This is a genomic window from Paraburkholderia sp. WC7.3g, assembly GCF_050436345.1.
GTDB lineage: Bacteria > Pseudomonadota > Gammaproteobacteria > Burkholderiales > Burkholderiaceae > Paraburkholderia > Paraburkholderia podalyriae.
In genome coordinates this window covers 644,379-657,378 of the sequence record NZ_JBNDMA010000001.1, presented here as the reverse complement: position 1 = coordinate 657,378, position 13,000 = coordinate 644,379, and the positions used below count along the sequence as shown (strand labels likewise).

The window sequence follows — 13,000 nt, the reverse complement described above, 5'->3', positions numbered from 1 at the left end:
CTCGTTATGCGGTGTTGTCGTTGCCGTCGCATTGCCCGTTGGCCTCGCTGAACAGCGTCTTCAGCTTCGCGTTGACCGCGATCAGCTCCTGCACCGGCGCCGCCGCGAGCTGCTGATCGAAGAGCGTGAGAACCTGACCGAGTAGCGCGTATGCGTCGTGATCGACGACGCAGACGCCGGTTTCGAGTCCCGCCTGCCGGCAGCGCAGAATCGCGCCCTCCGCGTCGCGAAACAGCTCGGGTACGGCCGGGCCATAGCCGCGCTGATTCAGCAGCATCGCCATGTAAATGGCCTGCGCCATGCTGCCGACGTGATATTGATTAGCGACGCCGCTGCGCAATGCCTCGAGCGTCATGTGATAGTCGAGCGAGATCTCGCCCGCTTTGGCAGGTACGATCGGCCGCAGCATCGCCTTCGGGCGCGGGCGCGGCGACTTCGCGTTTGCATCGCGAGTGGGGCTCGCTTTTCTGGCCATAAGCTTACTGACGCGTCCGGCTTGCGCCGGACCGCGACATCATCACGGAACCCGACAACGGCGATAACGGAAAACGGTTGCGCCGCGTACCGCGCGGCGCCGTTCCCGTTAGCCCATATGCAGACCGCCGTTCAGCGAAAAGTCCGCTCCGGTCGCAAAGCCCGCCTGATCCGATGCGATCCACGCGACGATCGACGCGATTTCATCCGGCGTGCCGAGGCGCCGCACCGGAATCGTCGCGACGATTTTTTCCAGCACCTCCGGACGAATGGCCTTGATCATGTCGGTGCCGATGTAGCCCGGCGACACGGTGTTGACCGTCACGTTCTTGGTGGCGACTTCCTGCGCGAGTGCCATCGTGAAGCCGTGAATGCCGGCCTTGGCCGTGGAGTAGTTGGTTTGCCCGAACTGGCCTTTCTGGCCGTTGACCGACGAGATATTGATGATGCGGCCAAAGCCTCGTTCGACCATGCCCTCGATGACCTGCTTGGTCACGTTGAACAGGCTCGTGAGATTGGTGTCGATCACCGTTTGCCAGTCTTCGTACGTCATCTTGCGGAACATGCCGTCGCGCGTGATGCCCGCGTTGTTGACGAGCACGTCGACTTCACCCACTTCATTCTTGACCTTCTCGAACGCTTTCGTGGTGGATTCCCAATCCGCGACGTTACCTTCCGAAGCGACGAAGTCATAGCCGAGCGCTTTCTGTTCTTCCAGCCATCGGGCTTTGCGCGCCGAGTTCGGGCCGCAGCCCGCGATGACGGTGTAGTTCTCTTTGTGCAAGCGCTGGCAGATGGCGGTTCCGATACCACCCATCCCGCCAGTTACGTATGCAATACGATTTGCCATGAGTCCTCCTTGTTGTCTCGGGTGAGTTGGAGCAGGTTCGATTGGAGGATGAAGCTATTATTGGCAGCCGCCAACGGGCCGCACGATGGGCATTTTCACCTACGGGTTAACTGCCAAATCAGGTGCGGAAGGGTTGCTTGACGGCGCAATGATTTACGTCGATTGCCGGATCAGCGCTTTGCGAACTCCGGGTAGCCCGATCCCGCCGGCCGGCCTCCTGTCCTTGCCTGCGCGCCATCTTCCTCTTACCCTTAGCGTTAGCCTTAAGTACGTGCCCCGGACACAGTGCAACAGACTGCCTGCACGATCGTCGATTCAGGGCGCAAAGCCGTCCATCGTTCCTGTGTCTATTCGTGTGACCATCAGAGGCACATCAGGATGTCTGATTACCTTGCTGACATCGATCCCGGCAAATTGAACTTCGTTGGGATCTTCGGGCTGTTGATCGGCGGCCTCGCGCTGTTTCTTCTCGGTCTGGAGTTCCTGACCGGCGGCCTGAAGGCGATCGCGGGATCGAGACTGCAGTCGCTGATCGGCGTGCTGACCGCGAACCGGTTTCGCGGCGTGGTGGCGGGCGCCGTCGTGACCGCGCTGCTGAACTCGTCGACCATCACGACGGTGCTGATGGTCGGCTTCGTGTCCGCCGGCCTGATGACGCTGGCCCAGGCGGTGCCGATGATCATGGGCGCGAACATCGGCTCGACCATCACCGCGCAGATCATCGCCTTCGACGTTTCGCGTCTGACGCCATTCATGCTGGCGATCGGCTTCGTGCTGCACGCGTTTGGTCCGCGCGAACTGCTGCGGGAGATCGGCCGCGTCGTGATGGGGCTAGGGCTGCTGTTCATGGGCATCCAGCTGATGGGAGAGGCTACGCATCCGCTGCGCACCTACCAGCCGTTCATCGACGCAATGCAGGACATGCGCAATCCGCTCGTCGGCGTCATCGTGGGGGCGGTCTTCACCGCGATCGTGCAAAGCTCGGCGGCGACGCTCGCGATCGTCATTGCGTTGAGCGGCCAGGGCCTGATGCCGCTCGAAGCCGCCATCACGCTGATTCTCGGCGCGAATGTCGGCACCTGCGGCACGGCATTGCTCGCCTCGATCGGCAAGCCACCGGAGGCGGTGCAGGTCGGCGTCGTGCATCTGGTGTTCAATGTGCTCGGCGTCGTGATCGCGCTCTTCCTGATTCCGCAGATGGCCGAGTTCGTGCGCTGGGTCTCGCCGTCGCATCCGGAACTGCAAGGCCTCGCGCGCCTGTCGGCCGAGGCGCCGCGGCAGGTCGCGAATGTGCATACGCTTTTCAGCGTGGCGAACACGCTGCTGCTGATCTGGTTTACCGGTCCGATCGCGCGGTTCGCGCAACGGGTCGTGCCGAGGCGCACGAAGGCGGCCAAACCCGCGGGCGATCCGCAGTATCTCGACGAGTCGTCGTTGACCGTGCCGGCGCTTGGACTGCAGCGCGTGCGTATCGAGCTGACCCGGCTCGGCGCGCAGGTGCTCGAGGTCGTGCAACGCGGCTCACAGATGGTGTCCACGGGCACGATGGAAGAGATCAATCAGATGCTCGACCAGGACAGGGAAAGCGACCGGCTCGCCTTCGAGATTCTTCAATATATCGGCCGCCTGTCGCAGGGGCAGCACTCTGAGGACGAAGGTCAGCAGATAGTCGGTTATACGCAGGTCACGAGCCATCTCGAGAGCATCAGCGGCATTGTCGGCACGACGTTGATGAACGTCGGGCAGCAGCGAATGACGCAGCAGATCGACCTGCTGCGCCTGCGCGATGCGACGACTACGCAGTTTTCCGAGGCCGTGATCCGCAATCTGGAGCAGGCGATCCGCACGATCGAGGCGCCCGATCCGGAGGAAGTCGCGAAGGTGATCGACGCGAAAGCCGGCATCGACAAGCTCGCCGCGACCGCGCGTCAGGTCGTGCTCGCGAAGCTTCAGCTGGCGGACAAGGCGGACGTGGTCACGTTCCGGCTCGCGATGGATCTGATCGAGCAGGGTCGGCAGATCGCGCAGTTTGCGCGGGCCATTGCGAAAAATGTGGCGGCGCTTCAGTAGCTTCCATCGCGCGCGAGCGAGGACCAACGATCGATATATTCGCGCGGAAGTGATCGCCAGCACACGGACGCTCACGTTGCGAGAACGCTAAGATCTCAGCGTGTCATCCTCGTGACAGGCTTTCACGGAGAGTGGGATTGCCCGCCTTTGCTGTGCGGGCTTTTTTTCGCTTCGCGCGTGTTGTGGTATCAGTAGTGAATTAACACACATCGCGTCCGGAATTTGATAGCCTGTGTCGCCGCAGAGCACTGAACTCAAGGAGGGCTTCACCATGATCAGGTGGCTTGCTAACTGGGCTTCACAACATGCTCCTACTCCCGAGAAACAGGCCGAACGCGCGCTGAACAACTTGCGCATGGAACTGTTTCAGGCCGAACAGCTGGTGCTCGACGCACAGCTGCGTGCCGATTACTATCGGGCTCGCCTGACCTTCCTCGAAGAAGTCACGAGAAAGGGCATCGAACAGGTATCGGACGAACGCAAGGCTCCTCAAGAGCCTCCCCAGCCGTTGCGGCCGGGACTCAAGCTCACCGCGGCGCAATAGCCGCGTGTCTTCCATCGGAATGTGTTCAGCCGCGCGGAGAAGTTCCCGGTTGCCCGGTTTCGTGCTTCGACCGGGCAACCTGCTCTGAGTGTTTGACTTTTACTGCGCGACTTCCACTGCGCTTCGCCTACAGCGAAACGCCTGTTTCGTCCTGCTCAACTTGCCAGATCGGGCGGCAGCTTGCCGCCGTTTGCCGCGAGCGCCTGCATCACCTGCTTATGCAGCCAGATGTTCATGCTCGCGGAGTCGTTCATGTCCCCGCTGTACTTCAATTCCTGCGCAAGTTGCTTGCGGTGTTCGAGACTGCTGTCGACGCCGAGTGCCTTCATCGTGTCGACAATCGACGTACGCCAGTTCAACGTCTGTCCGCTTTCGCTGACGAGTTGGTCCATCACGGCGGCCACGTCGACGTCGGTCAGCGGCGCGGGCGCCGCGGGAGCGCTGGGCGTCGCGGCTTGCGCGGCGGCCGGGTCGGGGGTGGGTTCTGTCGCGGGGGGAGGTTGGTCCGGCTTCGCTTTGCCGAACAGCTTGTGCACGATGTCACCAAAAATACTCATTTCCGAAATCTCCGCGGTTGAATGACGAATGCGAGTGGGGGCGCTCGCAGGACATGCCCCCACTATGCTACGCGATCTACCACGGTGAAAAACGTAATATTTTGTCAATCCGTCGACTGCTCGTGTTGGTCCGCGCGCAATGATCCTGACACGACTCAGCCCGCGTCACCTCAACACATGACGCCGTGCGCGGCGCTATCCGAGGCCCAGCTCAGCCTTCACATCGGCGGCACCACGCCGTCCTTTTCGACCACGACGCGTTGCGCAACATAAGTCCCCTGCGACGCGGGCGTAGCGACTATGAACACCTTCTTGCCCGGCGTAAGGTCGCTGCGCTCCGCGGGCGTGAACGTGACGATGGGCACGTTGGGCGGCACCGTCACCACATTGCTGCCGCCCTTGTACGACAGCTTCAGATCCCGGCCGCTCGTGCTCTGCACGACGGTGTCGACATTCGCGTTCGTCATCGAGCTTTTCGGGCCCAGGTCCCACGCGTAATGTCCTTCACCCGTGCCGCGCGCGGACTCTGGGAACACGACCACTTCCGTTGCTGTCAGCTTGCCGTCGGTGCCCGTGGTTGCAGCCGTGCCGATAAATGTGCCCGGCTTGATATCCGATAGCTGCATCGTCTTCACAGCCGAAACGCTCGCTGCCGGCTTCGTATCGATCGACACGGTATCGCCGCTGCGTCGATGGACCTTGAGCGTGTCACCGTCGTGCGACACGATTTCGCCCCGGATGCGCGCGGAGTTCGTGGCTGGCGCCTGCGCGAAAGCAGCGCCCACGAGCGTTGCGGTCAACAAGGCTGCGCCTGATTTGATGAGGAATGACATAGGAACTCCTAACGGGATGGTTAATGGAAGGAGAAAAACCTCATTGCGTCACGAGCCGCTGAACCAGTTGTAGCCCTGGTTCTCCCAATAGCCGCCCGGATACTGGTTCGTGATCTCGATAGCGACGACATGCTTGGGATTCTTGAAGCCGAGCTTGGTCGGCACGCGCAGCCTTATCGGGAAGCCATATTTCGGCGGCAGCACGTCGCCGTCGTAAGTCAGCGTGAGCAGCGTCTGCGGGTGGAGCGCCGTCGGCATGTCGATGCTCGTCCAGTAGTTGTAGTCCGCGCAATGAAGCGACACGTACTTTGCACTCGTGTCCGCACCCGCGCGGCGCAGGAAATCAGAAAAGCGCACGCCGCCCCAGCGACCGATCGCGCTCCATCCTTCGACACAGATAAGACGCGTGATCTGGCTTTCCTGCGGCAGCGCGCGCAGTTCGTCGAGCGCCCACGTACGCTTGCCGTGCGCGAGGCCGCTGACCTGCAGACGGTAGGTCGCGGCATCGATCTCGGGCACCTCGTCGACGCCATAGAACGCATTGAACGGAAACGGCCGTGTGATCATCGATGCCGGATACGTGGGTGCCAGCTTGTTCGGATCGAACAGCAGTGCCTGCACGTCGTCGTTGAAGAACGAGATGCGGCGCAGCGCGGTGTTCACCGCCTTGTCGTCGGTCAGATCGCAACCGGACAGCAGCGCGATGCCGCCTAACGTCAGCAGCCGCCGGCCGAACAGCCGGCGCGCAGGCGATTTGAGTTCGCGCTGAGCATCGCGAATGATCGATTCGCCATGCGTCGCGAGGAAGGTGCCTTGTTGCGGGGTTCGTTTTCGGATCGTCATGATCTACCGTCCGCGTAGCATCAGCAGCAGTGAGCGCGGCACGAGCGCAACCATCGCAACGTGAATGAGGAAAAACACCACCAGTACGCTCATACACATGAAGTGCACCACGCGCGCGTTGTCATATCCGCCCATCAGCGTGCGCAGCAGCGGGAACTGCACCGACTTCCAAATGGCGAGCCCCGACAACACGATCAGCAGGATGTCCGCGATCACGACGAGATAGGCAAACTTTTGCACCGAGTTGTAGTGCGCGAGGTCGTCGTGTTTCAGGCGCCCGCGCAGCGCAGCGAGCAGATCGGCGGCCAGCTGTTTCGGCCGGACCGGCAGCAGCTTGCGTCGAAAGCGTCCGGACGCCAGATTCAGCGCCAGATAGACGATGAAATTGGCGACCAGCAGCCACATCATCGCGAAATGCCATTGCAGCGCTCCGGCGAGCCAGCCGCCAAGCGTGATCGAAGGTGGAAACTCAATTGCGGGAAAGATCGGCGACGCGTCGTAAATCTGCCAGCCGCTCATTACCATCAGCACGACCGCGACGGCATTGATCCAGTGCGTAATTCGCACCCATCCGGGTTGAACCATGTTGCGCCTCAAGACCGCTCCATGCTTGTTGACGATCATTCCGGTGCCGCGGGAGCCGTCAACGCGGACGCCGTCGGCGTCGGTACGGATTCACACCGCACAGGAACGCCGTCCCGCCGCTTGGGAAACGCAGCATGCGACATTCCTGACGACGGGCAGACGCTGGCTCGAAGGTTGCAGCGCAGAGGGTTCGATGGTTTCACCGGGCGATGGGGCGCGTTATGCCGCCGCAAAATAAAAATGACCTGAGTGGCGGCTTCGCCCTTCAGGCCATTCACGAATACTTGTTGAATCAGAAGTGCGTATGCAAGCCGACGCGTGCGACTGCCTGCGTCTGGCCGCTCGACGAGCCGTTCGCGCTGTTCGTGCCGTTGATCTGCGCCAGGCCACCCGAGCTTGCGCGCTGATACAGGCCCATCACATAGACGCTCGTGCGCGTCGACAGCGAGTAGTCGACGATCGCCGCGACCTGGTGAGCGTGATGATTGTCGACGACCGAATTGCCCTTCATGTACATATACGACGCGCCCGTGGTGAGTGCCGGTGTGAACCGGTACTGCGCACCGACCGAGCCTTCATAGACCGAGCAGCCATTCGCCGAGTTGTGCACGGTCGTGAACAGCGCGTTGGTGAACCACGCGCCGAACCGGTAGTGCACGCCGAGACCCCTGTTACGCACGCTGACCTGCGGCGAGCCCGCGGTGTAGTACTTCACATTCGTATAGGCGGCGTTGGCGCAGAAAGAATTCGCCGCATAGTTGAGCGCGAAGCTGGTCGCATTGCCCGCGCCGATGGAGCCCGATACGTTGCCGAAGCCATACATCGCGCCCGCGCTGAACCCGCCGAACACTGGCGACTGATATTTGACGGAGTCATTGAGACTGACGCCGGTTATGCGGTCCCAGTCGAAGGCGCCGGTCGGATTCTGCGGCAGAGCGAGTTTCTGGAACGGACCCGCGCGGAATGCGTAGAAGTGGCCGGAAACGTTGGCGGGATCGTTACCGCTGGCGAACAGCGAGTCCGTCATGAAGTCGTACTGGTTACCGAGCGTGAACTGGCCGAGGCGATCGTTGACGAGCCCCATGTACGAAAGACGCCTGAACAAGCTCGAATTAGGCATGAATTGCCCGTTGTTCAACTGGTACTGGTTCACGAGCTCGAAGATGGCCTTGGTGCCACCGCCGAGATCTTCCGAACCTCTGATGCCCCACAGGTTCGGGCCGTTGACGCCGTCATCCATCTTGATGTTGCTTTTGCCCCCTGGTTGCTCACATACGTCGCCCCGGTATCCATGAGGCCGAAGAGGGTGACGCTGCTTTGCGCATGCGCTGCCGTCGACATCGAGGTACGCGCGAGAACGGCGAGCGCGATCTGCGTCTTCTTCATCGAAATGATCTCCTTTTATATTTAGCTTTGCCAAACGAAGCCGTATAGCTGTGCCGTGTTGGCGGATCACGAAAATCTCGGTTGGTCTTCGTGGTGCAAAACAAGTCGAGCACCGGTGAACGAGGCTCAATATAGTCGGCGCGATGTTGATGAGGAAGTGGCGCGGCCGGTCCGAAAAGCGCAACTGATTGAACAGCAGGCTGTTTGACATCGCGGGGTTTATGCGAACTCGAACGGCGGCGCGCTGATCACATCATTTCCTGGTATGCATCGTAGTTCATTGAAAGATAAAAGTTTTATGTTCGAGTCGGATCAATAGGGATCGAAGAAGTACTCGAAAATCTCAGCGCGACTCATCGCGGCCCAATGCATTTCAATTTGTTTCTTTTCGCATCTAAAAAAGTTATGGCGTGCAGTCGCACAAGATGTCGATGGTGCCGAGCGTAATCTGGATGGACGAGCCGGCGTATCGGAGAGCCGCCGAAGAAGCCAAGGTGCCGACTTCCGTGATGGCGTATCAGACCGATTCGTCGAGCAACGTGACGGCGTCGCGTCCGGTCTATCCGTACCCGGCGGTCGCCAGGTACACCGGTTATGCGAGTTCGTTCCCGAGTCATCTGTTGTGTTTATCAGGGTGTGCACAAAGTCGCACTCGGCGAGCCCGCTGCCAAGGGCCTGCGGTCTGACCTGAGCGCTTGTCCGACGGGGCTTTGCGCGAATCGGCCCCGCTTCGCCGGCGCTATGCGGAACGGTGAAAATGCGGATACTCGCTTCGATCACATGGTTAACCCGCGCTTTGGCCCGCGAAAGACGAAACGTACCTTCACGCCAGTTACTTGAGTAAGGCGTGTAAGGACCCATCGCCACGATGGTTACGGGATCGACGTAGTTTGCGAAGCAACCCGCTTCGGGCACGCGATGAGACCAATGAAGGAGACAGGAGAGTTTCGATGACGAGTATTACCAGCGGTAACCGGATTGATATCAAGGCGTTCATCGACGAACGGCCTATTTCGCGCTACCAGTGGCTATTGGTAGCGCTGTGCTTTCTGATCGTAACCGCCGACGGAATGGACGTCGCGATCATGGGTTTCGTCGCGCCGTCCATCATTCATGAATGGGCGATTTCGCGCCCTGAATTCGGGCTCGTGATGAGCGCGGCGCCGATCGGTCTCGTGATCGGCGCATTGTTCGCGGGTCCGGCGTCGGATCGCATCGGCCGCAAGTGGGTGTTGATTACGTCGGTGTTTGTGTTCGGCGTGTTCACGATCGCAACTGCGTTCACGCAATCGCCGTTTTCGATGGCGGCGCTGCGTCTGTTGAGCGGTATCGGCCTGGGTGCCGCAATGCCGAACTCGACGACGCTGCTGTCCGAGTACGCGCCGCAACGCAAGCGCGCGTTGCTGATCACCGTGATGTTTACGGGCTTCAATCTCGGCTCGGCATTGATCGGTTTCGCAGCCGGCTGGCTGATTCCGGTTCATGACTGGCGCTCGGTGCTGATTTTCGGCGGCGCGCTGCCGCTCGTGCTGATCCCGTTCCAGATCTGGCTGCTGCCTGAGTCGGCCCGTCTGCTCGCGGTGCGCGGTGCGCCTGTGCAGCGCATCGGCAAGGTGCTCGGCCGGGTGTGCGGCGTGCACTTCACCGGCAATGAAGTGTTCGTGTCGAACGAACCGCCGCTGCCGACTCGCAAGCCTATTGGCGTGCTGTTCTCGCAAGGTTATGGCTCGATGACGATCGCGCTATGGGTCACGTATTTCATGGGCCTGCTCGTGATCTATCTGCTGACCGGCTGGCTGCCGACGCTGATGAAGGATGCGGGCCTGTCCGTCACGACCGCGGCCAACGTCACGGCGATGTTCCAGATCGGCGGTACGATCGGCGCGATCCTCGTCGGCTGGATCATGGACAAGACGCGTCCGGCGCCGGTCATCAGCGCCGCGTATATCGGCGGGGCACTGTGCGTGCTCGGGCTCGGCTACATCGGCGCGCTGTCTTCGTCGCTCGCCCTGCTCGTGTTTGCCGCGGGCTTCTGCATGAGCGGCGCGCAAACCGGCCTGAACGCATTTGCGCCCGGCCGTTACCCGACCGTTGCGCGCGCGACCGGTGTGAGCTGGATGCTCGGCATGGGCCGCTTCGGCAGCATCTTCGGCTCGGCGATCGGTGGCGCGCTGCTCGGCCTCGGCTGGCAGTTCGGCGCGATCCTGGCGATGCTCGCGATTCCCGCCACACTGGCCGCCATCGCCATCCTGGCGAGCCAGCGTGTGGGCGGCGGCGAAGTGGTGGCCCAGCCGAATACGGCGCATTGATGCAGGCAGGAACGCGGCGCGCGAGCGTTTGGCGCGCGCCGCTGGTCAAATTCATCTACTGAGGAATCACGGTGATCATCGACATTCACGGCCACTACACCACCGCGCCCAAAGCGTTGGAGACGTGGCGTAACCGCCAGATCGCAGGCATCAGGAATCCGTCCGGGATGCCGAAGGTGTCGGAATTGCAGATCAGCGACGACGAGCTGCGCGAGTCGATCGAAAGCAACCAGCTGAAACTGATGCGCGAGCGCGGTCTCGATCTGACGATTTTCAGTCCGCGCGCGAGCTTTATGGCGCACCACATCGGCGACTTCGAAATCTCGAGCACGTGGGCCGCGATCTGCAACGATCTGTGCTATCGCGTGAGCCAGCTATTTCCCAAGAACTTCGTGCCGGCCGCGATGCTGCCGCAAAGTCCGGGTGTCGATGCGGCCACCTGCATTCCCGAACTCGTCAAATGCGTCGAACAGTACGGCAACGTCGCGATCAATCTGAATCCCGATCCTTCGGGGGGCCACTGGACCAGCCCGCCGCTGTCTGAGCGCTACTGGTACCCGATCTACGAGAAGATGGTCGAGTACGACCTTCCCGCGATGATTCACGTGAGCACGAGTTGCAATGCCTGCTTTCACACCACGGGTTCGCACTACCTGAATGCGGATACCACCGCGTTCATGCAATGCCTGAGTTCGGACCTGTTCCGCGATTTCCCGACGCTGCGTTTCGTGATTCCGCACGGCGGCGGCGCGGTGCCGTATCACTGGGGTCGTTTCCGGGGCCTCGCGCAGGAACTGAAAAAGCCGTTGCTGAAGGATCACCTGCTGAACAACGTGTTTTTCGACACCTGTGTCTATCATCAGCCGGGTATCGATCTGCTCACCCGCGTGATCCCGGTGGACAACATCCTGTTCGCGAGTGAGATGATCGGCGCGGTGCGCGGCATCGATCCGGAAACCGGTCACTATTTCGACGACACCAAGCGTTATATCGAAGCGGCGCACGTCGACGTAGAAGAGCGTCACAAGATCTACGAAGGGAACGCGCGGCGGGTTTATCCGCGTCTCGATGCCTTGTTGAAAACGAAGGGGCTGTAATCATGTATGAAATCGGAGTCGTCTATCGCAACGTCCAGCGCGCGGATGCGGACGTTGCCGCGAAACTCGGCGTGCTCGGTTCGGCCACCGTGCATGAAGCCATGGGCCGCACGGGCCTGCTCAAACCGTATATGCGTCCGATCTATACCGGCGCGCGCGCGAGCGGCACGGCCGTCACGGTGCTGCTGCAACCGGGCGACAACTGGATGCTGCACGTCGCGGCCGAACAGATCCGGCCGGGCGACGTCGTGGTCGCGGGCGTCACCGCGGAGAGCACTGACGGCTACTTCGGCGATCTGCTCGCAACCAGCTTCAAGGCGCGCGGCGCGCATGCGTTGATCATCGACGCCGGCGTGCGCGACGTCAGCGTGCTAACCGAAATGAACTTCCCGGTCTGGAGCAAGGCCATTTCCGCGAAAGGCACGGTCAAGGCGACGCTCGGCTCGGTGAACATTCCGGTCGTGTGCGCGGGCGCACTCGTTGCGCCGGGCGACGTCGTCGTCGCCGATGACGATGGCGTGGCCGTGGTGCCGGCGGCCGCCGCGCAGGCGGTGCTCGACAAGGCCGCGGCGCGCGAGGCCAACGAAGCCGCTAAACGCGCGAAACTCGCCTCGGGCGTGCTCGGTCTCGACATGTACAACATGCGCGGGCCGCTCGAACAGGCCGGACTGCATTACAAGGACTGACAGGCGTGGTACCAGTAATCAACGATCAAGCCACGCGCGCGCCGATCACCGGCATTTCGTCGATGGCCACGCGCCACGTGCTGGCCGAACTCGCCGCGTCATACGCGCGGCGCACGGGGCAGGGCGTCGCGATCGAATCGGTTGGCGGCGTCGACGCGGCGCGCCGTGTCGAGGATGACGAAGTATTCGATGTCGTCGTGCTCGCCACGGGCGCGATCGAGCGGCTCGTGGCGGCAGGCCGCGTCGATGCGACGAGCCGCGTCGGGCTGGCGCGCTCGGGCATCGCGGTCGCGGTCGCGGCCGGAGAACCGCGCCCGGACATCGCGACCGAAGCGGCGCTGCGAGACGCGATTCTCGGTGCGCGCAGCATCGGTTACTCGACGGGGCCGAGCGGCACGTATCTGCAGAAGCTGTTCGAACGCTGGGGCATTGCCCGGCAAATTGCGTCGCGCCTCGTGAAGGCGCCGCCCGGAGTGCCGGTCGGCACGCTCGTCGCGCGTGGAGAAGTCGCGCTTGGCCTTCAGCAGATGAGCGAATTGATTCACGTACCGGGCGTCGACGTGCTCGGCGAGCTTCCGGCCGCCGTCCAGTCCACGACGAGCTTCACCGCCGCGATCTGCACGGCGGCGCGCCAGCGCGAAGCGGCGCAGGCGCTGCTGGCGTTTCTGGCATCACGCGAGGCCGACGGCGCGAAGCTGCAAAACGGCATGTCGCCGGCTTGATCGCCGGCCGCGCTCGCCGCGGTGGACCGATCTAAGCATGAAAG

The 13,000-nt window shown here is 61.9% G+C and carries 12 protein-coding genes and 1 pseudogene; 6 read left to right on the top strand and 7 right to left on the bottom strand.

Going from position 1 to position 13,000, the window contains the following annotated elements; translation table 11 throughout:
* Window positions 1–4 precede the first annotated feature (4 nt).
* Together OKW43_RS03085 and OKW43_RS03080 are read right to left on the bottom strand one after the other, a co-directional pair.
* Complete coding sequence (locus tag OKW43_RS03085) at window positions 5–475, bottom strand: Fis family transcriptional regulator (protein ID WP_246529978.1); 471 nt, start codon at window positions 473–475, stop codon at window positions 5–7.
* Between the two features lie 108 nt (window positions 476–583).
* Entirely contained in the window at window positions 584–1,324 is a 741-nt protein-coding gene (locus tag OKW43_RS03080; RefSeq protein WP_429445174.1) for a 3-ketoacyl-ACP reductase, read from the bottom strand.
* A 378-nt stretch (window positions 1,325–1,702) separates the two neighbouring features.
* Between OKW43_RS03080 and OKW43_RS03075 the strand changes: the two genes are divergently transcribed.
* Window positions 1,703–3,394, top strand: coding sequence for a Na/Pi cotransporter family protein (locus tag OKW43_RS03075; protein WP_429445172.1), 1,692 nt, complete (start codon window positions 1,703–1,705; stop codon window positions 3,392–3,394).
* Window positions 3,395–3,665: 271 nt separating this feature from the next.
* Complete coding sequence (locus OKW43_RS03070) at window positions 3,666–3,938, top strand: hypothetical protein (RefSeq protein WP_187633261.1); 273 nt, start codon at window positions 3,666–3,668, stop codon at window positions 3,936–3,938.
* 155 nt (window positions 3,939–4,093) lie between these two features.
* Here the strand turns inward: OKW43_RS03070 and OKW43_RS03065 are convergent, their stop codons facing one another.
* From OKW43_RS03065 to OKW43_RS03045, 5 genes and pseudogenes are all read right to left on the bottom strand, one after another.
* Entirely contained in the window at window positions 4,094–4,495 is a 402-nt protein-coding gene (locus OKW43_RS03065) for a DUF3597 domain-containing protein (RefSeq protein ID WP_090809158.1), read from the bottom strand.
* 218 nt (window positions 4,496–4,713) lie between these two features.
* Window positions 4,714–5,328 carry a hypothetical protein gene (locus OKW43_RS03060; protein ID WP_429445170.1) on the bottom strand — a complete coding sequence of 205 codons (615 nt, stop codon included), beginning with the start codon at window positions 5,326–5,328 and terminating at the stop codon, window positions 4,714–4,716.
* 48 nt (window positions 5,329–5,376) lie between these two features.
* Window positions 5,377–6,171 (bottom strand): molybdopterin-dependent oxidoreductase, encoded by a 795-nt coding sequence (locus OKW43_RS03055; protein ID WP_429445168.1) that lies wholly within the window; start codon window positions 6,169–6,171, stop codon window positions 5,377–5,379.
* A gap of 3 nt (window positions 6,172–6,174) precedes the next feature.
* Entirely contained in the window at window positions 6,175–6,756 is a 582-nt protein-coding gene (locus OKW43_RS03050; protein WP_429445166.1) for a cytochrome b/b6 domain-containing protein, read from the bottom strand.
* Window positions 6,757–7,048: 292 nt separating this feature from the next.
* Window positions 7,049–8,142: pseudogene (locus OKW43_RS03045) on the bottom strand (porin).
* Between the two features lie 959 nt (window positions 8,143–9,101).
* Between OKW43_RS03045 and OKW43_RS03040 the strand changes: the two are divergent.
* From OKW43_RS03040 to OKW43_RS03025, 4 genes are all read left to right on the top strand, one after another.
* Window positions 9,102–10,451: an MFS transporter gene (locus OKW43_RS03040; protein ID WP_429447308.1), complete on the top strand. Its 1,350-nt coding sequence runs from the start codon at window positions 9,102–9,104 to the stop codon at window positions 10,449–10,451.
* Between the two features lie 71 nt (window positions 10,452–10,522).
* Window positions 10,523–11,548 (top strand): amidohydrolase family protein, encoded by a 1,026-nt coding sequence (locus OKW43_RS03035; protein ID WP_429445164.1) that lies wholly within the window; start codon window positions 10,523–10,525, stop codon window positions 11,546–11,548.
* Window positions 11,549–11,550: 2 nt separating this feature from the next.
* Window positions 11,551–12,234: a 4-carboxy-4-hydroxy-2-oxoadipate aldolase/oxaloacetate decarboxylase gene (ligK, locus tag OKW43_RS03030; protein WP_429445162.1), complete on the top strand. Its 684-nt coding sequence runs from the start codon at window positions 11,551–11,553 to the stop codon at window positions 12,232–12,234.
* Window positions 12,235–12,239: 5 nt separating this feature from the next.
* Window positions 12,240–12,956 carry a substrate-binding domain-containing protein gene (locus OKW43_RS03025; RefSeq protein ID WP_429445160.1) on the top strand — a complete coding sequence of 239 codons (717 nt, stop codon included), beginning with the start codon at window positions 12,240–12,242 and terminating at the stop codon, window positions 12,954–12,956.
* Window positions 12,957–13,000: the final 44 nt, after the last annotated feature.